At 69.2% G+C, this 25,895-nt stretch carries 22 protein-coding genes; 12 read left to right on the top strand and 10 right to left on the bottom strand.

Annotation, left to right across the window (positions count from 1 at the left end; genetic code table 11):
- Positions 1-78: 78 nt before the first annotated feature.
- The 6 genes from V9G19_RS21420 to V9G19_RS21395 form a co-directional block, all read right to left on the bottom strand.
- A complete protein-coding gene (locus V9G19_RS21420) occupies positions 79-516 on the bottom strand; it encodes a metal-sensitive transcriptional regulator (protein WP_462287616.1) in 438 nt (145 codons plus the stop codon).
- A gap of 137 nt (positions 517-653) precedes the next feature.
- The gene (locus V9G19_RS21415; protein WP_462287426.1) at positions 654-2,948 is read right to left on the bottom strand and encodes a heavy metal translocating P-type ATPase; all 2,295 of its coding nucleotides are present in this window, start codon (positions 2,946-2,948) and stop codon (positions 654-656) included.
- Positions 2,949-3,026: 78 nt separating this feature from the next.
- Entirely contained in the window at positions 3,027-3,236 is a 210-nt protein-coding gene (locus tag V9G19_RS21410) for a heavy-metal-associated domain-containing protein (RefSeq protein ID WP_462287425.1), read from the bottom strand.
- 99 nt (positions 3,237-3,335) lie between these two features.
- Positions 3,336-5,105, bottom strand: a complete 1,770-nt coding sequence (locus tag V9G19_RS21405) for an IS1634 family transposase (RefSeq protein WP_462287424.1) — start codon at positions 5,103-5,105, stop codon at positions 3,336-3,338.
- On the bottom strand, positions 5,102-5,785 hold the full coding sequence (locus V9G19_RS21400) for a helix-turn-helix domain-containing protein (RefSeq protein WP_462287423.1): 684 nt from the start codon (positions 5,783-5,785) through the stop codon (positions 5,102-5,104). Before V9G19_RS21400 ends, V9G19_RS21405 begins: the two co-directional genes overlap by 4 nt.
- A gap of 87 nt (positions 5,786-5,872) precedes the next feature.
- Positions 5,873-6,307 (bottom strand): hypothetical protein, encoded by a 435-nt coding sequence (locus V9G19_RS21395; RefSeq protein ID WP_462283544.1) that lies wholly within the window; start codon positions 6,305-6,307, stop codon positions 5,873-5,875.
- 655 nt (positions 6,308-6,962) lie between these two features.
- On the opposite strand from V9G19_RS21395, the gene V9G19_RS21390 reads away from it, so the two are divergent.
- From V9G19_RS21390 to V9G19_RS21360, 7 genes are read left to right on the top strand one after another with little or no spacing between them, the layout of a single operon-like run.
- Complete coding sequence (locus tag V9G19_RS21390) at positions 6,963-7,592, top strand: nitroreductase/quinone reductase family protein (protein WP_462287422.1); 630 nt, start codon at positions 6,963-6,965, stop codon at positions 7,590-7,592.
- A 12-nt stretch (positions 7,593-7,604) separates the two neighbouring features.
- Positions 7,605-7,691 (top strand): K(+)-transporting ATPase subunit F, encoded by an 87-nt coding sequence (kdpF, locus tag V9G19_RS21385; RefSeq protein ID WP_462287615.1) that lies wholly within the window; start codon positions 7,605-7,607, stop codon positions 7,689-7,691.
- A gap of 11 nt (positions 7,692-7,702) precedes the next feature.
- Entirely contained in the window at positions 7,703-9,349 is a 1,647-nt protein-coding gene (kdpA, locus tag V9G19_RS21380) for a potassium-transporting ATPase subunit KdpA (RefSeq protein ID WP_462287421.1), read from the top strand.
- Positions 9,346-11,430, top strand: coding sequence for a potassium-transporting ATPase subunit KdpB (kdpB, locus tag V9G19_RS21375; protein WP_462287420.1), 2,085 nt, complete (start codon positions 9,346-9,348; stop codon positions 11,428-11,430). Before kdpA ends, kdpB begins: the two co-directional genes overlap by 4 nt.
- Before the next feature lie 5 nt (positions 11,431-11,435).
- Positions 11,436-12,011, top strand: coding sequence for a potassium-transporting ATPase subunit KdpC (gene kdpC, locus V9G19_RS21370; RefSeq protein ID WP_462287419.1), 576 nt, complete (start codon positions 11,436-11,438; stop codon positions 12,009-12,011).
- Positions 12,012-12,021: 10 nt separating this feature from the next.
- Positions 12,022-14,595, top strand: coding sequence for a DUF4118 domain-containing protein (locus tag V9G19_RS21365; RefSeq protein ID WP_462287418.1), 2,574 nt, complete (start codon positions 12,022-12,024; stop codon positions 14,593-14,595).
- A complete protein-coding gene (locus tag V9G19_RS21360) occupies positions 14,592-15,278 on the top strand; it encodes a response regulator transcription factor (RefSeq protein ID WP_462287417.1) in 687 nt (228 codons plus the stop codon). The genes V9G19_RS21365 and V9G19_RS21360 overlap by 4 nt, the downstream gene beginning before the upstream one ends.
- Positions 15,279-15,558: 280 nt before the next feature.
- Here the strand turns inward: V9G19_RS21360 and V9G19_RS21355 are convergent, their stop codons facing one another.
- Complete coding sequence (locus V9G19_RS21355; RefSeq protein ID WP_462287416.1) at positions 15,559-16,659, bottom strand: glycerate kinase; 1,101 nt, start codon at positions 16,657-16,659, stop codon at positions 15,559-15,561.
- A gap of 70 nt (positions 16,660-16,729) precedes the next feature.
- Here V9G19_RS21355 and V9G19_RS21350 point away from each other — a divergent pair, with 70 nt between their 5' ends.
- The 4 genes from V9G19_RS21350 (at position 16,730) to V9G19_RS21335 (ending at position 23,542) form a co-directional block, all read left to right on the top strand.
- A complete protein-coding gene (locus V9G19_RS21350) occupies positions 16,730-17,650 on the top strand; it encodes an amidohydrolase family protein (protein WP_462287415.1) in 921 nt (306 codons plus the stop codon).
- 10 nt (positions 17,651-17,660) lie between these two features.
- Complete coding sequence (locus V9G19_RS21345; protein ID WP_462287414.1) at positions 17,661-19,097, top strand: MFS transporter; 1,437 nt, start codon at positions 17,661-17,663, stop codon at positions 19,095-19,097.
- 76 nt (positions 19,098-19,173) lie between these two features.
- Complete coding sequence (gene ptsP, locus V9G19_RS21340; protein ID WP_462287413.1) at positions 19,174-21,771, top strand: phosphoenolpyruvate--protein phosphotransferase; 2,598 nt, start codon at positions 19,174-19,176, stop codon at positions 21,769-21,771.
- Position 21,772: 1 nt separating this feature from the next.
- A complete protein-coding gene (locus tag V9G19_RS21335) occupies positions 21,773-23,542 on the top strand; it encodes a PTS transporter subunit EIIC (protein WP_462287412.1) in 1,770 nt (589 codons plus the stop codon).
- Between the two features lie 28 nt (positions 23,543-23,570).
- On the opposite strand, the gene V9G19_RS21330 is transcribed toward V9G19_RS21335, so the two are convergent.
- The 3 genes from V9G19_RS21330 to V9G19_RS21320 are packed head-to-tail and all read right to left on the bottom strand — an operon-like array spanning position 23,571 to position 25,335.
- A complete protein-coding gene (locus tag V9G19_RS21330) occupies positions 23,571-24,086 on the bottom strand; it encodes an SDR family NAD(P)-dependent oxidoreductase (RefSeq protein WP_462287411.1) in 516 nt (171 codons plus the stop codon).
- Complete coding sequence (locus V9G19_RS21325) at positions 24,026-24,430, bottom strand: SDR family NAD(P)-dependent oxidoreductase (protein ID WP_462287410.1); 405 nt, start codon at positions 24,428-24,430, stop codon at positions 24,026-24,028. Before V9G19_RS21325 ends, V9G19_RS21330 begins: the two co-directional genes overlap by 61 nt.
- The gene (locus tag V9G19_RS21320) at positions 24,427-25,335 is read right to left on the bottom strand and encodes an alpha/beta fold hydrolase (RefSeq protein ID WP_462287409.1); all 909 of its coding nucleotides are present in this window, start codon (positions 25,333-25,335) and stop codon (positions 24,427-24,429) included. Before V9G19_RS21320 ends, V9G19_RS21325 begins: the two co-directional genes overlap by 4 nt.
- A gap of 82 nt (positions 25,336-25,417) precedes the next feature.
- Between V9G19_RS21320 and V9G19_RS21315 the strand changes: the two genes are divergently transcribed.
- Positions 25,418-25,894 carry a cupin domain-containing protein gene (locus V9G19_RS21315; protein ID WP_462287408.1) on the top strand — a complete coding sequence of 159 codons (477 nt, stop codon included), beginning with the start codon at positions 25,418-25,420 and terminating at the stop codon, positions 25,892-25,894.
- Position 25,895: the final 1 nt, after the last annotated feature.

The following is a 25,895-nucleotide window of genomic DNA, read 5'->3' as shown; positions in this document are numbered from 1 at the left end:
GCAGGAGCGCTTTCCCAACGCTTTACGTGGGCAGGAGCGGGGGTCCCCACGCTCTGCCCGGGCGGATACCGCGTGGTGTTAAGAGCGCACGAGACGAGCGATTGCCTGGGACGCCTCGGCGAGCTTGGCTTCGGCTTCCGGCCCGCCCAGGGTGGCGGCGTCGAGCACGCAGTGGCGCAGGTGGTCATCGAGCAGGCCGAGGGCAACGCTCTCCAAGGCGCTGGTCAACGCCGAGATCTGGGTGAGGATGTCGATGCAGTATTGCTCCTCATCGACCATCCGGTGGATGCCGCGCGCTTGGCCCTCGATTCGCTTCAGGCGAGACAGATAGCGCGCCTTGTCGCCGATGTAGCCGTGCTGAGCCGGGTTGTCGCAGGCGCCGCAGGCCTCGGCCGAGCTGGCTTCCTTCGATCTAGGTTCGCCCGGGTTGGCTTCCTTCGAGTTGGTTTCTTTCGGTTTGGCTTCGCCCGGGTTGGCTTCTTTCGGGTTGGCGTCACCCGCGCCGGCTGCGCTCATTGCGGGGGCGCGCATGGCTGGCGCGCGCGTGGCTGGCGCGCTCGCCGCGTCAGGGGTGGTCTGGTCGAGCATGGGCACTCCTGGGTCAGCGGGTCTGGGTCTTCGGCCGGTCAGCGGGTCTGGGGCAGCGCGGCCGGTCAGCGGGTGGGGGAGAAGGAGCGCAGCCGCAGGCTGTTGCCGACGACGAAGACGCTGGAGAAGGCCATCGCCGCGCCGGCGATCATCGGGTTGAGCAGCCCGAGGGAGGCGAGCGGGATCGCGGCGACGTTGTACGCGAACGCCCAGAACAGGTTCCCCTTGATCGTTGCGAGCGTCCGGCGAGAGAGACGGATGGCGTCCGCGGCGCTACGCAGATCGCCGCGCACAAGGGTCAGGTCGGATGCCTCGATCGCGACATCGGTGCCGGTGCCCATCGCCAGGCCGAGGTCGGCCTGAGCGAGCGCCGGGGCGTCGTTGACCCCGTCGCCGACCATGGCGACAACCTTGCCGTCGCGCTGCAGGCCCGCGACGACGTCGACCTTGTCCTGCGGCAAGACGTCGGCGATGACCTGCTCGATCCCGACCTCATCGGCGATCGTGCGCGCGACGCTCGCATTGTCGCCGGTGAGCAATACCGGGGTCAGGCCGAGGTCGCGGAAGCGGGCAATCGCCTCGGCGCTGGTCGGCTTGACCGTGTCGGCCACCACGAGGACCCCGCGCGCCCGGCCGTCCCAACCGGCCGTGATTGCGGTGCGACCAGCCCGCTCGGCGGCGGCCTTGTGCTCGGCCAGCTGCCGCGGCAGCGGCATCGACCAGTCGGCGAGCAGCGTCTCCCGGCCGACGACGACCAGGTGGCCCTCGACGACCCCCGAGACCCCCAGCCCCTCGAGGTTGGCGAAGTCCTCGACCGCGGGCAACCTCTCGGCCGGCCCCGTCTGATCCGTCTGTCGCGTCTGCTCCGTTTGCTCGGCCGCCGCCGCGGCAATCGCCTGCGCGATCGGGTGCTCCGAGGCCGCTTCAAGCGCTCCGGCCAGCCGCAGGAGCTCCTCTTCGGAGGTGCCGTCCGCGGCATACGCCTCGACCAAGCTCATCCGGCCGGTGGTGACGGTGCCGGTCTTGTCGAGGACGATCGTGTCGATCGTGCGGGTCGACTCGAGGACCTCCGGGCCCTTGATCAGGATGCCGAGTTGGGCGCCACGCCCGGTGCCGACGAGCAAAGCGGTGGGTGTGGCCAGGCCGAGGGCGCACGGACAGGCGATAATCAGCACGGCGACGGCAGCGGTGAACGCCATCGCCGCCGAGTGGCCGGTGAGCAGCCAGGCCAGCAGTGTCCCGATGGCGATGAGAATCACGATCGGGACGAAGACCCCGGCAATCCGGTCGGCGAGGCGCTGGACCTCGGCCTTGCCGGACTGGGCCGCTTCGACGAGCTTGGCCATCTGGGCGAGCTGGGTGTCGGCGCCGACGCGAGTGGCCCGCACGACCAGTCGGCCGCTGGTGTTGACGGTCGCCCCGGTCACGGCATCGCCCACGCGGACGTCGACCGGGACCGACTCGCCGGTGAGCATCGATACATCGACGGCGGAACTGCCGCTGGTGATGACCCCATCGGTGGCGACCTTTTCTCCCGGCCGGGCAACGAATTCATCCCCGACGGCAAGCTGTTCGACCGGGATGCGGACCTCGCGCCCTCCGCGCAGGGCGGTGACCTCCTTGGCGCCCAGCTCCAGCAAGGCCCGCAGGGCGGCCCCGGCCTGCCGCTTGGACCGCTTCTCGAAATAGCGCCCGGCGAGGATGAACATCGTCACTCCGGCGGCGACTTCAAGATAGATGTTGTCCAGGCCCTCGCTGGGCGAGACGGTGAACTCGAAGTGATGGGTCATCCCCGGCATACCGGCGTGGCCGAAGAACAGCGCGACGAGCGACCAGAGGAAGGCCGCTCCCGTGCCCAGCGAGATCAACGTGTCCATCGTCGCCGCGCCATGGCGCAGGTTGGTCCAGGCCGCCTTGTGGAACGGCCAGGCCGCCCAGACGATGACCGGGGCGGCCAAGGTGAGTGAGAGCCACTGCCAGTAGGTGAACTGCAGAGCCGGAACCATCGCCAAAAGGATGACCGGGACCGACAAGACGATCGACCCGATCAGGCGCTGGCGCAAGGCAATCAACTCATGGTCGACCTCGTCGGCGGGTTTGTCGGCCGAGGTCGCCACTGTGGGAGTGATCAGCGCGGCCGAATAGCCTGTCTTCTCGACCGTCTCGATGAGCGTCGCCGGGTCGAGCGCCTCGGGGACCGTGACCACGGCCTTTTCGGTGGCGTAGTTGACGCTCGCGCTCACGCCGTCGAGCTTGTTGAGCTTCTTTTCGATCCGCATGGCACACGAGGCACACGTCATCCCACCGATCTCGAACTCGTAGCTCGATTGCTGCGGGGGAGCGGTAACGGTGGTGCTCATTGGTGTCCTCGGGTATGCATGGAGTGGTCGGTCGGCGCTCCGGCGCGCTGCTGCCTGGGCGTGAGCGTGCCGGTCAGATCAGACCCGCTTGGCGTGGTATCCGGCTTCCTCCACGGCGGCGACGACGGCATCGTCGTCGAGTTCGTCGGTGGAGGTGACAACGAGGCGGGCCTCAGCGGCACTGACCTCGAGGGACTCGACGCCTTGGACCTGGCTGACTTCTTCGCGGACGGCCTGCTCGCAGTGTCCGCAGGTCATCCCGGTCACGGAGTACTCGGTCGTGGTCATGGAAATGCATCCCTTCTCTCAAATACCCCTACAGGGTATCGACACCTCCAACGATATACCTACTAGGGGTATTCCGCAACGGCCGTTACTAGTCCGAAGTTACGGCTGGTTGACGTGGCGAACCCCCTGCTGGGCAGGGGGTTCGCTGGTTTGGGTGTTGGTGGTTCTGTCTACTTGCCGTTGATGGTTAGGGGGATGGGGGCGTTTAGGAGGGCGAAGGTGTGGCGTTGGGTGGGGGGTGGGTTCGGCCAGGGTGGGCACGAGGGGTGTGGTGTGGTCGGTGCCGTAGCGCAGGTCGTTGCGGGTCAGGGTGGCGAGGTGTTTGAGCAGGGCCGGGAAGGACCGCACGGGCTGGTCGTGGTCGTCGGTGTGTCGGGAGGCTTTGCGGTCCGCGGCTGGGGAGCGGTGGGCGGGGGCGACCGGGTCGGCGGGTGTTGGCGGGTGTTCGTCGGTGTAGGTCAGGGGGGCTAGGGTGGCGCGTAGGTGCCAGGTCAGGTAGGCGGCGAGCATCACAATCAGGACGTGGGCGCGGACGCGGTCTTCGAGGCGGTGGTAGATCGGGCGCAGGTCGAGGTCGGTGGCTTTGATGCTGCGGAAGTCGCGTTCGACGTGGGCGAGGTTTTTGTAGGCCTGGACGATGCTGGCGGGGGTGAGGGTCTCGGCGGGCGTTGGGGTGCGTAGCACGTAGATGCCGTCGAGGGCGGCTTCGGCGGCGATCTGGCTGGTTTTGCGGGTGATCACCACGGTGGTGTCGGTGATGGTCAGGTCGAAGTGTTTGGCCATCGGGTATTTGTTGAGGAGTTTGCCGACCCGCAGGCCGATCGTGTCGGCGCCGGCTAGCCGGCCCTCGGCCACTGCTCGCTGGGTGGGGGCCAGGGCGGTTTCGGTGGCGGTGAGCAGGTCCTCGCGTTTGCGGGCGCGTTCGGTGGCCAGGAACGGGTTGCGGCAGGCGATCAGCCGTTCCCCGGGGTAGTCGGGGTGGCTGATTTCGGCCAGGTTGTGTTCATCGAACAGGGTTGGTTGAAGCGGGCCGCCCTCGGCGGCAAGGGTTTTGATCGCGGGGGCGCGCAGCGCGGTGATCCAGCCGAGGTCGGCTCGGGTGGCCGGGTCGGTGTTGGTGTGGCGGATCGCGGTGATCCGGGCGGTGGTGATCATGCCGCGGTCGCCGACCATGACCATCTCGGTGAGTTTGAAGGTGTCCCGCACCAGGGTGACGGCCTCGATGAACGCGGTGGGGTCGGCGGTGTTGCCGGGGAAGACCCGGATCGCGACCGGGCGACCGGCCGGGTCGGTCAGCAGCCCGTACTCGATCTGGGTGCGGTTCTTCTTCCCGTCGCGGGAGTAGCCGCGCCGGGCCAGTGGGCAGTGGCTGCCTTCCATCCACGAGGACGATAGGTCGAACAGCGCCATCCGGGCGGGGTTGGCGTCGGCGGCCAGGTGGCGCCGGGCCAGCTGCTTCTCGATCGCGTCCTGGCGCCCGAGTAGCCAGTCCATCGCCGCGTAGACCTCGTCGGTGGAGGCACCGGCCAGGTCGAGGTCGACGCCCAGGGTGGTGTCGGCCCACCAGGAGATGGTCGCCAGCTTCGAGCCGGGTGCCAGCACTCGGGCGATGATCAGCCCCATCGCCAGGTCCCGGGCCCGCCCGGGCGGCCCGAGTAGCCCGGGTAGGCCCAGGGCCCGGGCTTGGGCCCACACCGCGGCCACATGCCCGTGCGGCAGGGAGCGGGTGATGGTGGCGGCCTGGTCGGCCGGGATGAACGCCTGCCCGGCCAGGCAGGCCCGGATCACCTCGATCAGCTCGGCCGGCAGGTGGGAGAGGTTCGCGACCGTCTCGTTGCGCACCTTGCCGTTCTGTTGACCGTCGCTCATTCTGCGGATGGCGGCGTCATCGGGTTTGCCGATGGTCTGGGTGTGGAACGGCCCCGTCCGCGGTTGGCGGGCGGGGCCGTGAACCCGAACCGGTAGCCGACCACCAGGCGGGAGTGATCGTCCAAGAAGGCGAACAGGTAGGTCTTGCGCCCGCCGATCTTCGGCCCGTGCAACGCGTCCCCGACCCACCGCTGGTTCGGCGCGTCGGCCTCGTACCGGCCGAACACCGGCGCCTGCCCGGTCGCTGGGCCGATCAGCTCGTGCCGGTGGAAGAGCCGCAGCAGCGTCGACTCGGACGGGGAGTACCCCGAGGAAGCCCGCAGGATCCGCGCGACCTGCGCCGCTGTCCGGGCCGGGTTCTCCCGTTTGAGCGCGACCGCCAGCTCCAGCACCGCCGTGTCGATCCGGGAACCCGGCTGACGCAGCGAGGGCGTCAACGCCTCGAACCCGCCGGCGCGGTACCGGCGGATCCACCGATCCAATGTGTCCCGCGAGTAGGTGTGCTGCCCACCGAACGGGCCGACGTGGCTGCGGGCCGCGATCGCGCGCACCACCTTCCCGCGGGCCTTGCGCGACAAGCCCGGATCCAGGGCCGGACTAATCAGCTGGTAGCGGAACAACGCCACCAGCTGCGCGCGCTCACGCCGCTTGTGCGCCTCCTGCTCGGGTGTGCACTCCACGACAACTCCTCTGAAGCAAGGGGAATACCTGACCGCGGCACGGTCAGGGACAACCCTTACGACGATGCCGCCTGCCCGGGCCAGGCGTCAGGGGCAACTCGTGTTGCCGCCCCGCCCCGGCCAGACCGGCGGCCACCCCGGCGCCAACAGCCGACCACCGGAACAGGCGACGGCGACCTGCCAGCCCGTCACCGGGCCGAGCACCCCATCCCGGCCGAACCGGCCCGTGACCGCCTCGCTCGCCGCGGCCAGGGCAGCCAACAGGTCCCGCCACCGACACCCCTGCGCTTGGGGCACCACCCAGTCCACCCCGGCCAGGGCCGCGACCTGCAGCAACCACGACCGGACCGGGTCAAGCCGGGAGCCCATCACCCGCAGCCAGCCTCGGACCGTCGCCCCCGGCACCCCCAACGCCTGCCCGATCGGCCGGTGTCCCAACCCCCTCGCGCGAGCGGTCAGCGCGGCACCGACCACCCCGGCCGCGTACCCCCGCCGCAACAACAGCGTCACCGGCAACAGCACGTGCGTCAGCAAACACCCCGGACAGCGAGCCCGCCGCGGACGCACCACCGCCTCGATGCCATGCACCCGCCGCGGCCGCGCCCACCCCCACGGGCGCAGCTCTCCAGAACACCCCGGACAACCGATCTGTCCGGACACCAACCGCGACTCGACCCGAGCCTGATCACCTTCTACTGTGAGCACCGATGCCTCCGCGCATCCGGCACGGCCCTCCCGCGACGTCTTCCACGACACCTCACGCGCGAGGGCCGTGAACGTCCAATACCCCACCCATCTTGCCCGAGCCCGGCACAGTGATGGCGCCGAGGACCACGAACACCACACTCAAACCAATGCGACCGCCCGTCGGCAACCTCGATGACAGATCACGGCCCCCACGTCGTCACCCAGAGCGACGGTCAACACCGTTCTCCCGCCAGGAACGCCGCAACAGGTGGGTCTCGTAGTCCCGGGCCACCCCGTCCTTACCAACATAGTGACGACGGTGCGTGGTCACATGAACCGCTCCACCACGTTTCGCCATACCGCCAAAATATCACACCGTGCCGGATCGATCGATCCACTTTAGTGACGACACACCGAGGGGTTAGAAGCCGCATCACTGCAGGTCAAAACGGGGATCAGCCCTCAAACCACTCGCAACTTCGGACTAGTCATGGTGTGGGGTGGGTATTTCCCCGACCGTCAGGCCTGGCCGGGGCTGTCGGGGGCCTGGGTGTTGACCGGTGTGCTCGCCGGGAATCTGATCCTGACCGGGAGCTTGCCGGCCGCGAAGGTGACGGTGGTCCGCACGCTCCAGCGGTGGCTCCTGAACCCGGTCGTGCGCGCGCTGTTCGTCGTCGGGCTCAATCCATTGGGCCTGGTGCTCCTCGAGACGCGGGGGCGCCGCACCGGCATGCCGCGTGTGGTCCCCGTCGGCTGCGGTGGAACCGGCGATGTGCTGTGGATCGTCGCCGAGCACGGTCTGCGGCGAGCGGCCTATGTGCGCAACATCCGACGAGACCCCCGAGTGCGCGTCCTAGTGCGTCGCGGAATCCGGCGAGTGTGGGTCGAGGGGACGGCAGCGGTGCTGGTTGTTGACGATCCGATGGCCCGGCAGCGGCGCATCGTCGGTTGGAATCCGGTGCGTGTGCTCAACGCGATCATGGTCCGACTGCTCGGGGCTGACCTGGCAACCGTGCGAGTCGATCTCAGCACGACCAGCCCCGGGGACCATGGGCGTCAAGATCGCGTCAAGACGCGTCAGGGTATCGTCAGTGCACGAGGAGCGGCTCATGGCGGGTGATTCCCTTCGCATATGGCTGAAGATCTCGTTGCCGCCCTGATCGGTTTCTGCCTCCTGGGCTATCTCTTCTACGCCCTCGTCCGGCCCGAGCGATTCTGAGGCCGGCTGCGGTGAACCCCATCGTCTCCACGCTGCTCGGGCTCGGCTTGCTCGCCGTCCTCCTCGTCGCGATCGGCCACCCGCTCGGTGGGTGGCTGCACCGCACGTTCACCGATTCCCGCCACTGGCGTATCGAGCGCCTCATCTACCGGCTCGTCGGCGTGGATCCCGCGACCGAGCAACGCTGGACGACCTATGCCGTCTCCGTCCTCGCCTTCGGCATTCTCTCCGTGCTGGCGCTCTGGGCGCTGATCCTGGGCCAGTCGTGGCTGCCCTGGTCGCTCGGGCGAAGCATGGACTGGCACACAGCGTTGAACACGGCGATCAGTTTCACGACCAACACCAATTGGCAGTCGTATGCCGGGGAGGCCGGTGCCGGTCATACGGTGCAGATGGTCGGGCTGACCGTCCAGAACTTCCTCTCCGCGGCCACCGGCCTGGCCGTCGCCGCGGCCCTCGTGCGCGCCTTGGCCCGCAGCCGCGCCGACCGGGTCGGCAACTTCTGGGTCGACCTCGTCCGGGTCAGCCTCCGGGTGCTCCTGCCGATCTCCGTGCTCGGGGCGCTCGTCCTCATCGCCGGTGGCGTCATCCAGAACCTCGCTGCGCCGCATTCGATCACGACGATCACCGGCGCACACCAGGTCATCCAGGGCGGACCAGTGGCCTCGCAGGAGGCCATCAAGCTGCTCGGCACCAATGGCGGCGGATTCTTCAACGCCAACTCCGCACACCCGTTCGAGAACCCGAGCGCGTGGACCAACCTCGTCGAGATCATCCTGGTCCTCGCGATCCCGTTCGCGCTGACCCGCACCTATGGGCTGATGGTCGGCGACCGCCGCCAGGGTCGCCTCGTCGCCGCCGTCATGGCCGCCTTCTTCGGTGTCGCCGCTCTCGCGACCTCCTGGGCGGAATGGTCCGCGGCGCACCTGCCCACCGGGTCGATGGAAGGCAAGGAGCAGCGCTTCGGGATCGCGTGGTCGGTGCTCTTCGGGACCGCGACCACCGGCACCTCGACCGGGGCGGTCAACGCGATGCATGAGAGCTTCAGCCCCCTCGGCGGCGGGCTGCTCATGGTCAACATGATGCTCGGGGAGGTCTCCCCGGGCGGCGTCGGCACCGGCCTCTACGGGATGCTCGTCATGGCCGTCGTCACCGTGTTCATCGCCGGGCTGATGGTCGGTCGCACCCCCGAGTTGCTCGGCAAGACGATCGGGCGGGTCGAGATCACGTATGCCGCGCTGGCGTCCATCGTCATGCCGGCCCTCGTCCTCACCTTCACGGCGACCTCCCTGATCCTGCCGGTGGCCAAGGGAGCGCTGCTCAACACGGGCCCGCATGGCCTGTCGGAGATGCTCTACGCCTACACCTCGGCCTCGAACAACAACGGCTCGGCCTTCGCCGGCCTGTCCGCCGACCAACCCTGGCTCAACCTGACCCTCGGGCTGTGCATGTTCGTCGCGCGTTTCGCGATCATCGTCTTCACCCTCGGTCTGGCGGGAAGCCTTGTCTCCCAGCCGAAGCGGCCGACCACGGCTGGGACGATGCCCACCCACACGCCGGTGTTCGGAGTTCTGCTGTTCGGGATCATCCTCGGGCTCGCCGGTCTCACCTTCTTCCCCGCACTCGCCCTCGGACCCATTGCAGAGGCCCTGTCATGAGCACCGTCTCCGGCCACGTCCCCGACAAGTACGCCCACCCGGCCCCGCCGAGGCGGTCGCTGCTGCAGACGGCGCGGGAGAACCTGCCGCAGGCGTTCGTCAAGCTGGACCCGCGCAACCTGGTCCGACAGCCGGTGATCTTCGTCGTCTGGGTCGCGTCGGTCCTGACCACGATCTTGTCGATCCTGCACCCGAGCGTCTTCTCCATCTCCGTGACGATCTGGCTCTGGGTGACCATCCTGTTCGCCAACCTCGCCGAGGCTGTCGCCGAAGGGCGGGGCAAGGCGCAGGCCGCCACGTTGCGGCAGGTCCGGGTCGACACCCTCGCCCGCCGGGTGCGCGAGGACGGCCGCGAAGAACAGGTGTCCGGTCAGGAACTGCGCCTCGGCGACCTCGTCGTCGTCGAAGCCGGTCAGGTGATTCCCGGCGACGGCGACGTCGTCGAGGGGGTCGCCACGGTCGACGAGTCGGCGATCACCGGGGAGTCGGCACCCGTCATCCGCGAGTCCGGCGGTGACCGGTGCGCGGTCACCGGCGGCACCACCGTGCTCTCCGACCGGATCGTCGTCAAGATCACCAGCAAGCCCGGCGAGACCTTCATCGACCGGATGATCGCCCTCGTCGAGGGGGCGGCCCGGCAGAAGACACCCAACGAGATCGCGCTCGGGATCCTGCTCACCGTCCTGACCATCATCTTCGTTCTTGCCGTCATGGCCCTGCAACCCCTGGCCATCTACTCCGGTCACCGGCTCCAGGTCGTCGTCCTCGTCGCCCTGCTCGTCTGCCTGATCCCGACGACGATCGGCGCCCTGCTCTCGGCGATCGGCATCGCCGGCATGGACCGGCTCGTCCAGCACAATGTGCTCGCCATGTCGGGACGGGCCGTCGAGGCCGCGGGGGACATCTCCACGCTGTTGTTGGACAAGACCGGCACGATCACCTTCGGCAACCGGCAGGCCAACCAGATGCTCCCCGTCGCCGACGAACGCCTCGAGGATCTCGTCAACGCGGCCTACCTCTCCTCACTGGCCGACGAGACGCCCGAGGGGCGCTCCATCGTCGACCGGGCCCGTCTCCTCGGGCTGGAGGAGACCCGGGGGATGGATGACCTGGTTCACGCCGGCGCCGAGTTCGTCCCGTTCACCGCCCAGACCCGGATGTCGGGGGTCGACCTGTCCGACGGGACGCGCATTCGCAAGGGCGCCGGTTCGGCCGTCGCCGCCTGGGTGCACGCCGAGGGCGGTCACATGGCCCACGACATCGACGCCCGGATCGACGACATCAGCCGCGCGGGCGGCACCCCCCTGGCCGTCGCCTTCGCCGCCGCCGGGCAGGCCCCGCGTCACCTCGGCGTCATCGAACTGAAGGATGTCGTCAAGCCCGGCATGGTCGAACGCTTCGCCGAGTTGCGCCAGATGGGCATCCGCACCGTGATGATCACCGGAGACAACGCCCTCACCGCGGCGGCCATCGCGCAGGAGGCCGGGGTCGACGACTTCCTCGCCGAAGCCACCCCCGAGGACAAGATGGCGATGATCAAGGCCGAGCAGGCCGGCGGCCGGCTCGTCGCGATGACCGGCGACGGGACCAACGACGCTCCCGCCCTCGCCCAGGCCGATGTCGGCGTGGCGATGAACACCGGCACCTCTGCGGCCAAGGAAGCCGGCAACATGGTCGACCTCGACTCGGACCCGACCAAGCTGATCGACATCGTGGCCATCGGCAAGCAACTGCTCATCACCCGAGGAGCCCTGACGACCTTCTCCATCGCCAACGATGTCGCGAAGTACTTCGCCATCATCCCGGCGATGTTCGTCGGGGTCTTCCCCGGTCTGCAGAGCCTGAACGTCATGCGTCTGCACAGCCCGTTGTCGGCGATGCTGTCGGCTGTCATCTTCAATGCCCTGGTCATCGTCGCCCTGATCCCGTTGTCGCTCAAGGGTGTTGCGTACCGGCCGCTCAGCGCGGTCGCGTTGTTGCGGCGCAACCTGCTGGTCTACGGACTCGGCGGGGTCGTCGCGCCCTTCATCGGCATCAAGCTCATCGACCTGCTCGTCTCCCTCGTCCCCGGATTGGCCTGATCGTCATGCACCTCCTGCGTCCCGCCCTGGCCGCCGTCAAGGCCCTCCTCGTCCTGACCGTCGTGCTCGGCATCGCCTACCCCCTCGCCGTGACCGGAGTCGCCCGGCTCATGCCCGGCCGTGCCGACGGCTCGATGATCGTCGCCCAGGGTGCGCAGGTGGGCTCGGCGCTTCTCGGCCAGCCCTCCTCGCCCGCTCCGAGGTGGTTCGAGGGCCGCCCCTCCGCCTCCGACGCGGCCGGCGACACCAGCGGCGGCACGAACCTCGCTGAGGGCTCCGCGGCTCAGGCCACCGCCGTGCAGGAGCGCGAGCGGACCCTTCGGGCGGCCAACCCCGACGCCGCCGGGCCGATCCCCGCGGACGCGTTGACCGCGTCGGGTTCCGGTCTCGACCCCGACATCAGCCCGGCGTATGCCGCCTGGCAGATTCCGCGGGTCGCCGCCGCGACCGGACTGTCCCGGGCGGACGTGACGGCGCTGGTCGAGGAGCACACCACGCCCCCCCTCCTCGGGTTCGTCGGCACCGATCACGTCAACGTCACCGAGCTCAACATCGCCCTCGCCACCCGACTCGGTCGGTGAGAATCGACTCATGAGCCGAGGACGCCTGCGGATCTACCTCGGCGCTGCCCCCGGCGTCGGCAAGACCGTCGCCATGCTCTCCGAAGGAGCCAGACGCGCGGCCCGGGGCACGGACGTGGTCGTCGGGGTCGTCGAAACACACGAGCGGGCCCATACGAGCGCCATGCTCGACGGTCTCGAGATCGTTCCCCGTCACGACCTGGAGCATCGGGGGGCCCGATTCGCCGAGATGGACCTGGACGCCGTCCTGGCCCGGCGCCCAGAGGTCGCCCTCGTCGACGAACTCGCGCACACCAACGCCCCCGGCTCGCGCAACCACAAACGCTGGCAGGACATCCAGGAACTCCTCACAGCCGGCATCGACGTCATCTCGACCGTCAACATCCAGCACCTCGAATCCCTCAACGACGCCGTCGAATCGATCACCGGCATCGCCCAGCAGGAAACGGTTCCCGACGACTTCGTCCGCTCCGCGGACCAGATCGAGCTGGTCGACATGTCCCCAGAGGCCCTCCGTCGACGGATGGCGCACGGCAATATCTACCGGGCGGACAAGGTCGACGCCGCGCTCGCCAACTATTTCCGGGTCGGCAACCTCGGCGCCCTGCGTGAACTCGCCCTGCTGTGGCTGGCCGACCGGGTCGACGAGGGCCTCGAGCGCTACCGCAGCGACCACGGCATCAGCGGCACCTGGCCGGCCCGGGAGCGGGTCGTCGTCGCCATCTCCGGGGGCCCGGAAGGGGCGACCCTGCTGCGCCGCGGCGCCCGGATCGCCGGGCGGGGCGCCGGCGGGGAACTCCACGCCGTCTTCGTCGCCCGCTCCGACGGGCTCGCCGGGCCGTCCCTGCCGGCCATCGCCGAATTGCGCACCCTCAGCGAGGAACTCGGCGGCACCTTCCACACCGTGGCCGGAGACGAACCCGCCGCGGCCATCCTCGACTACGCCCGTGCCGTCAACGCGGCGCAGATCGTCATCGGCACCACCCGCCATGGCGGCCTCGCCCGGCTGCTGCACCGCGGGACGGGGGATGACGTCATCGCCCACTCCGGCGATATCGACGTCCACGTCGTCACTCACTCGTATGCCGCGGGCGGCCTTCGCCTGCGCCCCCGCCGGGCACTCTCGACCCGACGGGTGGGCCTCGGCGCCTTCCTCGCCGTCGCCTCTCCACCCCTGCTCACCACGCTGGTCGCCGGCGTGCTCGCCCAACTCGGCCTCTCGGCCAGTGACGAGGCCCGGCTCGGGCTGATCGTCCCGCTCTACCTCCTGCTCACCGTGCTCGTCGCGCTCGTCGGTGGCCTTTGGCCGGCCATCGGCGCGGCGGTGATTTCCTCCCTGCTGATCAACTGGTTCTTCACCCCGCCCATCCATACGTTCACCATTTCCGACCCCCAGCACGTCGTGACGCTCTTCGTCTTCGTCGTCATCGCCGGGCTGGTCGCCAGCGTCGTCCACCGCAGCGCCCGGCGCGCCGAGGCCGCGTTCGATGCGCAACAGGAGTCTGCCGCCCTCGCCGAGCTGACCCACACCCTTTTGGGGTCCACCGAGCAGTTGGGCCTGCTGCTGCGCCGCGCCGTGGACATGTTCGGGGCCGAGGGGGCCGCGGTCGTCCGCCGCGCGACCAAACACGACCCGAGGGCGGCCATCATCGCTGCCACCGACGCCTTCCCGCCCGACCTGGCCACGGTCGCCGTAGCAGCCCAGGAACCCGCGGACGAGACTCACGATTTGGTCCTGTCTGGGCACCCCCTGGCGGCCGAGCATCAACGCCTGTTCGCGGCATACGCGATCCACGCCGGCGCCATTCTCCACCGCCGCGCGCTCCAAGAATCGGCGAGCACGGCCGAGAGCCTGGCCCGCGACAACCGGGCTCGCACCGCCTTGTTGTCGGCGGTCTCGCACGACCTGCGCACCCCGCTGGCCGCGATCAAGGCGGCCATCGGCAGCCTGCGCTCACCCGAAGTCGAGTTCACCGCCGACGACGAAGCCGAACTCGAATCTGTCATTGAGGACTCGGCCGACCGGCTCGAGGCCCTCATCGGCAACCTGCTCGACATGTCCCGGCTCCAGGCCGGAGCACTGGTGGCCCGCCCGCGCAGCGTCGACCTCGGCGAGGTGGTCCCCCACGCCATCACCCTGTTGTCGCAACCCGGACGCATCGAGTGGGCGATCGCCCCCGAGGCCCGGATGGTCCAGGCCGACCCCGGCCTGCTGGAGCGGGTGCTCGGCAATATCCTCGAGAACGCGCTACGCCACCAGCCCGACGCCGCAACGGTCCGGGTGCGCACGAGCGCGCTCGGCGGATCCGCCGAGATCCGGGTCGTCGACACCGGTCCCGGGGTCGCGGAGAACGATCGCGAGCGGATCTTCCGCCCCTTCCAACGGCTCGGCGACGCCCCCGGCGGGGACGGGGTCGGCCTCGGGCTCGCGGTCGCTCGGGGCCTGGCCGAATCGATGGCCGGCACGCTGACCACCGAGGATTCCGTCGGCGGCGGCCTGACGATGGTCCTGACCCTGCCACGCTGCGCACCAGAGACCCATCCCCAGGAGCACCGAACCGGTCAGGAAGAGGTGACGACGTGAGCGAGCGCATTCTTGTCGTCGACGACGACGAGGGCATTCTGCGGACCTTGCGGGTCAACCTGCGTGCCCGCGGATACACCGTGGAGACGGTGACCTGTGGCGCCGACGCGATCTCCACCGTCGCCGACACGAGGCCGGACCTGGTCATCCTCGATCTCGGACTCCCGGACATCGACGGCGTCGATGTCCTGCGGCGCATCCGCCGGGACACCACCACCCCGGTCATCGTCCTCTCCGCGCGCCACCAATCCGACGACAAGGTCGAAGCCCTCGACGAAGGGGCCGACGACTTCGTCACCAAGCCGTTCGGGATGGACGAACTCATGGCCCGGGTCCGGTCGGCCTTGCGGCGCGGCTCGCCGGAGACCAGGTCGCACACCCCGCCGTTCGAGTGCCCCGATTTCCGTCTCGACTTCGACACCCGTTCCGCGACTCGGGGCCCCGGGCAGCCGGTGCACCTGACGCCCACGGAGTGGCGTCTGCTCAGCGTGCTCGCGAAGAACCCGGGTTGCCTGGTCCCTCACGACGTGCTCCTTCGCTCCGCGTGGGGACCCTCCTATGGCACCGAGTCCAACTACCTTCGGGTCTATGCGAACCAGTTGCGTCGCAAGCTGGAACCCGACCCCGGACGCCCCCGTTATCTGATCACCGAGCCGGGGATCGGCTACCGACTGGACAAATGATCGCGACGTCGGTCAGCCATCAGCCATGTCTGTCAGCCTGGGGGGAGATTGGTTTTGCGTTTCTCACCCGACTCTCGCTCGCCCCGGCGCGCGCGTCATCGAGGTCGGCGAGCAGCGTCCCGGCCGGTTGGTCACCCGACGGCTTGGGTTGCCTGGTCGGGCACGAGAGAACGCGTTGGAGCCCGAGCCGAGTCGAGCGGATGGGAGCGCCACAGCGTGGCCCTACTCCTCATTGTGGCCTGCATGATCTTCAGCCACGCGTCCTGGGGCCGTTGCGTCGTCATGCCTTGCCGTCGGCGAGCGCCCGTCCCAGGGTGGCGCCGGCCGACTCCAGCAGCCGCTCGGAGAGGGCGGGATCGGCATACGGATCGCCGTCGGTCAGGTCGACGAGCGCGGTGACGCTGGCCGCGCCGAGCTGCTTCGCCTGAGCGGCGCTCAGGTTGGAAAGGCCGACGACCAGGTGCACCGGGCGGCCTGCTGAGCGGGCCGCCACCCGCGCCGGGAGCTTGCCGTGGAGCGTCTGCTCGTCGCTGGCGCCCTCGCCGGTGATCACGGCGTTACAGCCGGCGACCGCCTGATCGAAACCGAGCAGATCGAGGAAGTGATCGGCGCCCTGCACCCGGGTCGCCCCCAGCCAGGCGCAGGCGAAGCCGAGGCCTCCCGCCGCGCCGCACCCCTGCTGAGCCGCGATACCGGCCGCGTCGAGAATCCCAACGAGGTGGGCCAGCCCCCGCTCCAGCTCGGCCACCTGCTCGGGTGACGCGCCCTTTTGCGGGCCGAAGACCCTGGCAGCGCCCAGCTCACCCAGCAGCGGGTTGTCGACGTCGGTGGCGACGGTCATGAGGACATTGCCGAGGTCGACCAACCCGCTCGTGTCGATCGACTCGAGCGCGCCCAGGGCGGCGCCGCCCGCGGCCAGCGGGTTGCCGTCCGCGTCCAGCAGCCGCGCACCGAGCGCGGTCAGCAGCCCGGTGCCGCCGTCGGTGCTCGCGCTGCCGCCGAGGGCGAGCAGGATGTCGGTTGCTCCGTGCTCGATGGCCGCGACGACCGCCTCCCCGAAGCCGTGGCTGGACGCAGCCATCGGTTGTAGGTTGCCGGCCAGGCCGGCGATCCCGCAGGTGCTCGCCACCTCTACGACTGCTCGCTGCCCGTCCAGGGCAATTGCGGCCGCATTCGGCCGGCCATCGGCTCCGGTCACGGTGACGGGGACCTCGGTGAAGCCGGCCGCGACCGCGGCGGCGACGCTGCCGTCGCCGCCGTCGGCGAGCGGCAGCAACACCGGCTCCACCCCCGCGGAGATAAGCCCTCGCCCGATGGCGTCGGCGACCTCGGCCGCGGTCAGGCAGCCCTTGTATTTGTCGGGGGCGACGAGTACGCGCACATCGGCGACTCTAGAGTCCGCGGCGGCCCGGCGCGAGGGTTGCAACGACGATGTGTCCGAGGATGTCGGTATGCCGAATCAGGTCGCCCTTCCCGCGGACGAGTCCGGCATGGTCCGGACCCGGATGGCCGAACTCGGGCTGCCTGGGCTAATCGACGTCCACACCCACTTCATGCCCGAGCCGGTCTTGGCGAAGGTGTGGGGCTACTTCGACGCCGCGGGACCGCTGGTCGCCCGGCCCTGGCCGATCGCCTACCGCACGAGCGAAGAGCAGCGGCTGGCAACACTGCGCTCCTTTGGCGTGGTGGCCTTCCCGTCGCTCAACTACCCCCACAAGCCGGGCATGGCCGCATGGCTGAACGCCTGGTCCGCCGCGTTCGCGGCGCGCCATCCCGACTGCATAGCGTCCGCGACGTTCTTCCCCGAGCCGGGCGCAGCGGCATACGTCCAAGCGGCCATCTCCGCGGGTGCGCGGGTTTTCAAGGCGCACATCCAGGTGGGCGGCTACGACCCCAACGACCCGCAGCTCGACGACGTCTGGCGGCTGCTCGAAGCCGAGCGCACCCCCATCGTCATCCATGCGGGGCACGGACCAGCGCCGGGAGCGCACACCGGGCCCGACGGCATCCGTGCTCTGCTGCACCGATTTCCCGAGTTGACCCTGATCGTGGCGCACCTGGGTATGCCCGACTATGCCGAGTTCCTCGATCTTGCCGCGGCCCACAACCGCGTCCATCTGGACACGACGATCGCGTTCACTCGCTTCACCGAAGCGAGCTGGCCCTTCCCGCGCGACCGGCTGCCCCAACTGCTCAGGTTGGGCGACCGGATTCTCTTCGGCAGCGACTTCCCGAGCATTCCCTATCCCTACCTCGAGGCCGTCGATGCCGTCCTTGGGCTCGGCCTCGGGCAGGCCTGGATGCGGGGCGTGTTCTACGACAACGCGGCCCGGCTCTTTTCCCTCGACCTGCCGGAAGTGCCGAGTCGGTAGGCTGCCGGACGTGGACGGCGCCGTGCCTCGCGCTCGGGTCTTGGGGGTGCTGCTGAGCGCGGTGTTCGTCTCGATGTTGTGTGTGACGATCGTCAACGTCGCCTTGCCCTCGCTCCAGCGCGAGTTGGGCGCCACCGCCGCCGACGTGCAGTGGGTGCTCGCCGGCTACTCGCTGAGCTATGGCGTCCTGCTCATCCCCTCCGGCCGGGCCGGAGACCTATTCGGGCATGCCCGCGTCTTCCTGCTCGGGCTCGCGCTGTTCACCGCCGCCTCGATCCTCGCGACCCTCGCCCCGGATCCCCTCGTGCTGAACGCCGCTCGCGTCGTCATGGGTGTCGGTGCCGGCTTGTTCAACCCGCAGGTCGTCGGCATCATCCAGCGGCTGTATGCCGGGGCCGACCGCGCCGCTGCCTTTGGCAGCTATGGGGCGGTGACCGCGGTGGGGGCGGCCTTTGGTCCGGTCATCGGTGGAGCACTGCTCACCTGGCTGCCGGCGAGCCTCGCCTGGCGGGCGACGTTCGCGATCAACGTCCCGCTCGGGGCCGTTGCGGTCATGCTGGCGCTGTGGTGGCTCCCGCGCTCCGAGTTGCAGGCCCCAATCAGATCGGGTCGCGCGCGTGTCACGCGCCCGGATCTCGACCCGGTCGGGGTGGTGCTGCTCGCCGTCGCGACGGCCTGCCTCCTGATCCCGTTCATCGTCGGCAGCTGGTGGTTGCTCGCCGCGGCGGTTGCCGCCGGAGCGAGCTTCGTCGCGTGGGAGCGCCGGTATGCCGCGCGTCGCCGCAGCCCGATGGTCGACCTGGCGCTGTTTGCTGTGCCCTCGTTCCGGACTGGGGTCCTGGTCTTCTCGCTGTTCTTCACCGGCGCGATCAATGTCTATGTGATTCAGACGATGTTCGTGCAGCAAGGCCTCGGCGGCAGCGCGCTGCTTTCCGGTCTGGTATCGCTGCCCCCGGCCCTGGTGACCGGGTGGGCCTCGGGCCGGGCCGCGCCGCTCGTCGTCCGGCATGGCGCCCGGGTCGTCGGCTGGGGACTGATCCTCGCGCTCGTCGGGTTGGGGGCGACGATCGCGGTGATGTTCCCGGTGGCCGCTGGTGCCAGCATCTGGTGGAACGCCCTGACGATGTCGGTCTTTGGCGTCGGCATGGGCCTGGTGATGAGCGCAACCCAGACCCAAGCCCTGCTCGACGTGCCGGTTAGCAGCGGCGGCACCGCGGGAGGCATCCTGCAGACCGGGCAGCGGATCGGCAGCGCGATCGGTTTAGCGATCGTCCCCGGCATTTGGTTCGCGACGCAGGCCCAGGGGCCGGCGCGCGCGCATGGCTGCGCCTATGCCGCCATTGCCGGCTTCGTGGTGTTGGCGCTCGTCGCGACGCTGCTGCCGCCCAACGCCGGTAACGCATCCACTTTGCGACCTCGCGTCGACGGGAGCGGATCGAGGCTCTAGCCTGAGCGGTGCCGTGCGGTGACCCGCTGCAGTGAGGCGACGGGGTGATGGCCGGACGGGTCTGAGGAGGCCAGAAGTGGAAGTCAGCCAAGGCGGTTCACGGGTTCAACTGACCGCACCGCTCACCGGCGTCATGGTCCCCATTGAGGTGATCCCGGATCCGGTTTTCGCAAAAAAGATGGTGGGGGAAGGCTTTTCGATCGACCCGCTGAGCAACGAGCTACTGTCGCCGATCGCCGGAGAGGTCGCCGACCTGCAGCCATCCGGGCACGCGATCACCATCCGCTCGGCGGACGGGCTCGAGGTCCTCCTCCACATCGGCCTCGACACCGTGAAAATGCAAGGTGAAGGCTTCGCTCCCAAGGTGGCAGAGGGGGCACACGTCGACGCGGGTGACCCGCTGATCAGCTTCGACATGGACCTGGTCGCCCGCAACGCCGCGAGTGTGCTCACCCAGGTCGTGGTCACCAACTCCGAACTCATCGCCGAGCTGACCCCGCGAACGGGTGTGGTGACCGCCGGTCAGGATGTCGCCGCCGAGATCGTTCTCGCCCAGCCCGCTGGGGGTGAGGCCGGGCAGACCGCCGGTGGGGACCGGGCCACGTCCAAGGCGCTGATCATCCCCAATCCCACTGGGCTGCACGCCCGCCCGTCCGCGACCCTGGTCAACCTCGCCAAGTCGTTCAGCTCCGACGTCCGGCTGCGGCGGGGCGAGGACTCGGCCAACGCCAAGAGCATCATGTCGATCATGGGGCTGGCCGTGGCGCGCGGCGACAAGGTGACGGTCACGGCATACGGAATCGACGCGGACGACGCGGTGGCACAGATCACCGCGGCGATCAAGGCGGGACTGGGCGAGGAGTGCCCGCCGATCGGCACCGACGACACCCAGCCCGTGCCCGTCGCGATTCCGGTGGCACCCGCCAAGCCGGCCAAACCCCGTTCGGGAGATCCCAACCTGCTGCTCGGGGTCTCAGCCTCACCGGGCCTGGGCATCGGCACGGTCGTGCAACTGCGCCGCGACGACATCACGGTCGAGGAAGTCGCCGAGGACCACCACAAGGAGCGGCGCAAGCTGAACGCCGCGATCGACCGCGCCCTGCTCGACCTGTCGGCACTGCAAAAGCGTTTGGAGGAGGACTCCGATCCCGACAAGGCCGCCATTTTTGGTGCCCACCAAGAGATCCTGGCCGACCCCGACCTGCTTGACCTGGCGGTCAGCGCAATTGACAAGGGCAAGAGCGCGCCGTTTGCCTGGCGGGGCGCGTTCACGACCCATGCCGAGCGCCTCGCCGGCCTGTCCAACGAGGTCCTCGCCGGGCGCGCCAACGACGTCCGCGACGTCGGCCAACGGGTGCTGGAAGAGCTGACCGGGCAGCGCAGCGAGAAACCGGAACTGCCCGAGGGGACAATCCTCATCGCCGAGGACCTCACGCCGTCAGACACCGCTCAGCTCGACCGGACCAAAGTCGTCGGGTTCGCCACCACCAACGGCGGCGCCAGCTCACACGTCGCGATCATCGCCCGCTCCCTCGACATCCCCGCGGTCGCGGGAATCGAGGGACGAGCGCTATCGATCGAGGAGGGCGCCCGGGCCATCCTCGACGGCACCAACGGGTCGCTGCGGATCAACGCCAGCGACGAGGAAATCGCCCGGATCGAGGAGCGCCAGCATCGCCTCGCCGAACGCAAGGCCGTCGAGGAGGCACACAAGGACGAGCCGGCGGTCACCACCGACGGACGGCGGATCACCGTGGCCGCCAACATCGGCGGCGCCAACGACGCCGCCGACGCAATGACCACGGGAGCCGACGGAGTCGGCTTGCTGCGCAGCGAGTTCGCCTTCCTCGGGCGCGCGACCGCACCCACCGAGGCCGAGCAGGCGCAGGCGTATGCCGATTGCGCCTGCGCGCTGCACCCCGGCCAACCGCTCGTCATCCGCACCCTTGACGTCGGCGGCGACAAACCGCTGCCCTATCTGCCGCAACCGGCCGAGGAGAACCCCTTCCTCGGTATTCGCGGCGTGCGGGTCGGGCTGGAGACCCCCGAGGTGCTGCGCACCCAGTGCCGCGCCATCCTCGCTGCGGCCGACGCCGGGGCCGAGCTGCACGTCATGTTCCCGATGATCGCCACCCTCGATGACTGGCGGGCCGCTAAGCGGATCTGGGACGAGGAGCGCGACCGCAGCGGCATCACCACTCACGTGTCGGTCGGGATCATGATGGAAGTCCCGTCGGTCGCGGTGTTGGCCAAGCAGTTTGCCGCCGAGCCAGGATGCGACTTCTTCAGCGTCGGCACCAACGACCTGACGTCATACGTCCTGGCCATGGACCGGGGACATCCCAAGCTGGCTGCTCAGGTCGACCCGTGCAACCCGGCGGTGCTCACCCTGATCGGCGCCGCAGCCGAGGCCCTGCACGCCCACGGCAAATGGCTCGGGGTGTGCGGCGGGATCGCCTCCGACCCCCAGGCGGTGCCGATCCTCGTCGGGCTGGGCGTGGACGAACTCAGCTGCTCGATCCCGGCCATCCCGGCGGTCAAGGCCGCCGTGCGGGCCTATTCCACCGAGGAATGCGCCCGGATCGCCGCCCAAGCGATTACCTGCGGCACCCCCGCCGAGGTGCGCGCCCTCGTTCCCAGCGACGACGACCCCGCCACCGAGAGGACGAACTGAGATGTCGGAGACCGCAAAGCAGATCGTCCAGGCCGTTGGCGGCGCCGAGAACATCGTCAGCCTGACTCACTGCGCCACCCGGCTGCGCTTCCAACTGGTCGACTCCTCCGGGATCGACACCGCCACGGTCGAGAAGATCTCCGGTGTCATGGGAGCGGTGCCGCAGGCCGGTAATCGCTACCAAATCATCATGGGCGGCGCCGTCCAGAACGCCTACAACGACATCCAGGCCCTGCCCGAGATGGCCAACGCCGGACAGTCGATGGACGATGTCAAGGCAGCCGCCCGGGCGGGCGGCCCGCGTGGCAAGTTCGCCTGGCTGGACAACTTCTTCGAGTTCCTGTCCGACTCCTTCCGGCCGGTGCTCGGCGCCCTGCTCGGCGCCTCGCTGTTCATCACCTTCATGTCGTTGATGAGCACGACCGGGGTCATCGGCAACTGGGCCGACCCGCGCACCGAGCTCTCGCCGTCGTGGCAGTTCGTCAACCTGTGCTGGAAGAGCGTCTTTGTCTTCCTCCCGCTGATGGTGGCCTACAACGCCTCGAAGAAGCTCAACGCCGACCCGTGGGTGGGCTTCGCGATCATGGCGCTGGTGATGTTGCCCGGCTTCGCCTCGCTGAAGGAATTCACCCGCGAGGCCAATGTCTTTGGGAGCAAGGTTGCGATCGTCGATGTCTTCGGTATGCCGCTGACGATCTTCGACTACGGCTCTCAGGTCTTCCCGCCGCTACTCATGGCTGGGATCCTCGGGCCGCTCTACAAGTTCTTGAAGAAGGTCATCCCGGCGAACCTGCAGCTGATCTTCGTGCCCTTCATCGCGATGCTGATCATGCTGCCCCTCACAGCCTTCCTCATCGGCCCGATCGGCGTGTATGCCGGTGCCGCGCTCGCCGACGTGCTCAAGGCGGTCAACGACTTCAGCCCGTTCATCTTCGCGGTGATGGTGCCGCTGGCCTATCCCTTCATGGTGCCCCTCGGTCTGCACTGGCCGATCAACGCGATCATGCTGCTCAACATCCAGACACTCGGCTACGACTACATCCAAGGGCCCATGGGCGCGTGGAACTTCTCCTGTTTTGGTGCTACCGCTGGTGTGCTCGTGCTCGCCGCGCGAGACAAGGACGTCAACATGCGCCAGACCGCTACCGGCGCGCTGGTCGCCGGGCTGCTCGGTGGCATCTCCGAGCCGTCGCTCTATGGCATCCACCTGCGGTTCAAGCGAATCTATCCGCGGCTGCTGGTCGGCTGCCTTGTCGGCGGCTTGATTATCGGGTTCGGTGGCGGGCTGCATACTAACGCCTTCGTGTTCAGCTCGCTGCTGACGATCCCCGCCTTCGACAACATTCCGCTCTATCTGATCGCGATCACTGCAGCCTTCTTCACGTCGATGCTGTTGGTGATCTTCCTCGACTACCGCACCGCTGAGCAGAAAGCGATCGGCCGGGCCGACCTGGCCAGCGACGAGCCGGAGAAGGTCGTGGTCGTGGTCGGTGACGCCGAGGCCAAGGCCGCGCAGAAGTGGTTCGTCGCCCTGGGCGGTGCCGACAACGTCAAGTCCGCCGATCTGGTCGCCGGGACGCGAGTTCGCGTCGAAGTCAAGGACTCCACGTTGGTCGACACGCCAGCGCTCGCCGACGCCGGACTGCCCGGAGCGGTCGAGGTGTCACCCAACGTCTGGCACCTCGTGGCCGGCTTCGACGCCGACCAATACGCGATGACGCTCAGCCGCATCCTCGCCACCGAGAAGTCGGCGGTCGACCTGGCCGCCTGAGCACTCCAGCGCTCAGGGACTCCCGCGCTCAGGGGCGGACGCGGCGGTCCAGCCAGGCCGCGACGCGCGGGGCTCGGGCGGGCAGCATCCGGACCAGGGTGTCGACCGCCCGGGCGTCTGCGCCGACAAGGACCCGGGAGCGGCCGGCCGCAACCGCGTCGAGGATGATGCCGGCCGCCTCGGCCGGGTCCATCCGCAGCAGCTTCTCGTTGTAGAAGCGCGTTGCTTTCTCGTCGGCGTCGGTCACCGGCTCGCCCTGCTCCGCGGCGCGACACAAGGCGGCGGTGGCGATATTGGTGCGCACGCCACCCGGGTGCACCACCATGATCCGCACCGGGAGCCGATCGCGTGCCACCTCGGCGCGCAGCACCTCGGTGAACCCGCGCACGCCGAACTTCGCCGTGCAATAGGCCGACATGCCGGGTTGGGCGAGGAAGCCGTTGAGGCTGGAGATGTTGACGACCTGCCCGTCGCCGGAGTCGATCAGGTGCGGCAGGAACTCCTTGGTGCCGTGGATGACGCCCCACAGGTTGACGGCGAGCACGCGGTCCAGTTCGGCATACGGGATGTCGAGATCGTCCGTCCGCCGCTGGCGATGCCGGCGTTGTTGTAGACCTGATGGACGACGCCGAAGTGCTCCCGGGTCGCCTGCGCGTATGCCGCCACACCCTCCCGGTTGCTCACGTCCAGCACCGTCGTGGTCACCTCGGCGCCCATGGCCCGCGCCCGGGCCGCGGTCTGCGCCAGACCCGCCTCGTCGACATCGGCGAGAGCCAGCTGCGCGCCACGCCGGGCCAGGCCATAGGCCAGCTGCCGCCCGATCCCGGAGCCGGCGCCGGTGACGGCCGCGACCTGGTTCGTGAACGGCGCGTCCAACTGCCCGCTCATCGCGCCGTCTCCAGGCCGGCGTGCGCGCGGATGTGCCCCACGATCAACTCGACGATTTCCTCGACCACGGCTGGGGAGAAGTGATGCCCCATCTCGGGTATCACGACGTGCCGGGCGCCGGCGATCGCGGCGGCCGTGGCGGCGCCTCCCGTCGGGTTGACCATCAGGTCCCGGTCACCGTTGATCACCAGCGTCGGCGCGCTGATCCGCCGCACCTGGGCGGTCCGGTTGCCGGACTTTTGGATCGCGCTGATCTGCCGCCCGATGCCGGCGGCGATCTTGCCGTCGGCCCGCTCCCAGGCGCCCAGCGCCCACGCCCGCTCCCGGTCCTCATCCATCGGAAGGGACAACGAGGCGATGTGCCGGATCATCGTGAGGTACTGCTCGGCATACGCCTGCGAAGTGCGTGCGGCCGGCTTGCCAAGCAGCAGCATCGTCGAGCGGGCCGGCTGGCCGACCTTGCGGTCTCCGGTGCTGGAGAAGATGGAGGTGAGGGTGGCCACCCGGTCGGGCCGGGTCGCGGCGACGACTTGGGCGATCATGCCGCCCATCGACATCCCGACCAGGTGGGCCCGCTCGATGCCGAGGTGGTCCAGGAGCAGCACGGTGTCCGCCGCCATGTCGCTCAGGTCGTATGCCGCTCGCCGCGGCTTGGCGGCAAAGACGCGCCAGGGCTGGGGCGGGCGTTGCGGCATACGGGAGGAGCGGCCGATGTCGCGGTTGTCGACGGTCACCACCCGCAATCCGGCGGCCACCAGCCCGTCGATCAGTGCCGGGGGCCAGTTGGTCAGGTCATAACTCAGCCCGGCGAGCAGCACGACCGGTGGCGCGTCCGGCTCGCCGGCCTGGCGGTAGCACAGTCGCAGCCCGTCACCGATATCGCAGAATTCGTCCTCCGAAGCCATGATCCATGCATACCGCACCGGGCGTGGCAACCTCGTCGTGGGATGCTGGCCTGGAGCCGATCGACGAAGGGAAGTCACCGTCATGACTGTCACCGACAACGGACCCAACCCGAACGCCTTCGACATCGAGGACGCCACGGTCACCAACGAGAACTACCGGACCGTCGCCTGGACCGGCAAGTATCTCCAGGTCACCCTGATGTCCATCCCCGTCGGGGAGTCGATCGGCCTCGAGGTCCACCCCGAGACCGACCAATTCCTGCGGCTGGACGCCGGCCAGGGCCGGTGCGTCATGGGCCCGGCGGTCGATCAACTCGACTTCGAGCAGGACGTCAGCGACGGCTGGTCGATCCAGGTCCCGGCCGGGAAGTGGCACGACGTCATCAACACCGGCGAGGAGCCGATGCGGCTGTATGCCGTGTATGCGCCGGTCCACCACGCCCCCGGGGTCGTCCAGGCGACGAGTGCGGACGCCGAGCGAGATGAGCAGGAGGGCAACGACGAGCCGCCGGCGTGGTCGGTGCAGCCGGACGGCGGCGCCCCCGACGGGCACGCCTGAC

The sequence above is a fragment of the Nostocoides sp. genome (assembly GCF_037045025.1).
Lineage (GTDB): Bacteria > Actinomycetota > Actinomycetes > Actinomycetales > Dermatophilaceae > Nostocoides_A.
Note: the sequence above shows the minus strand (reverse complement) of the source record. Positions and strands in the feature narration are given on the sequence as shown.

Coding starts and splice junctions, on each gene's coding strand:
- kdpB (WP_462287420.1), top strand. CDS start 9,346: ATGAGCACCGTCTCCGGCCACGTCCCCGACAAGTACGCCCACCCGGCC.
- V9G19_RS21390 (WP_462287422.1), top strand. CDS start 6,963: ATGGTGTGGGGTGGGTATTTCCCCGACCGTCAGGCCTGGCCGGGGCTG.
- V9G19_RS21405 (WP_462287424.1), bottom strand. CDS start 5,105: ATGAGCGACGGTCAACAGAACGGCAAGGTGCGCAACGAGACGGTCGCG.
- V9G19_RS21365 (WP_462287418.1), top strand. CDS start 12,022: ATGAGCCGAGGACGCCTGCGGATCTACCTCGGCGCTGCCCCCGGCGTC.
- kdpC (WP_462287419.1), top strand. CDS start 11,436: ATGCACCTCCTGCGTCCCGCCCTGGCCGCCGTCAAGGCCCTCCTCGTC.
- V9G19_RS21320 (WP_462287409.1), bottom strand. CDS start 25,335: ATGGCTTCGGAGGACGAATTCTGCGATATCGGTGACGGGCTGCGACTG.
- V9G19_RS21420 (WP_462287616.1), bottom strand. CDS start 516: ATGAGCGCAGCCGGCGCGGGTGACGCCAACCCGAAAGAAGCCAACCCG.
- V9G19_RS21410 (WP_462287425.1), bottom strand. CDS start 3,236: ATGACCACGACCGAGTACTCCGTGACCGGGATGACCTGCGGACACTGC.
- kdpF (WP_462287615.1), top strand. CDS start 7,605: ATGGCTGAAGATCTCGTTGCCGCCCTGATCGGTTTCTGCCTCCTGGGC.
- V9G19_RS21335 (WP_462287412.1), top strand. CDS start 21,773: ATGTCGGAGACCGCAAAGCAGATCGTCCAGGCCGTTGGCGGCGCCGAG.
- V9G19_RS21315 (WP_462287408.1), top strand. CDS start 25,418: ATGACTGTCACCGACAACGGACCCAACCCGAACGCCTTCGACATCGAG.
- V9G19_RS21350 (WP_462287415.1), top strand. CDS start 16,730: ATGCCGAATCAGGTCGCCCTTCCCGCGGACGAGTCCGGCATGGTCCGG.
- V9G19_RS21325 (WP_462287410.1), bottom strand. CDS start 24,430: ATGAGCGGGCAGTTGGACGCGCCGTTCACGAACCAGGTCGCGGCCGTC.
- V9G19_RS21415 (WP_462287426.1), bottom strand. CDS start 2,948: ATGAGCACCACCGTTACCGCTCCCCCGCAGCAATCGAGCTACGAGTTC.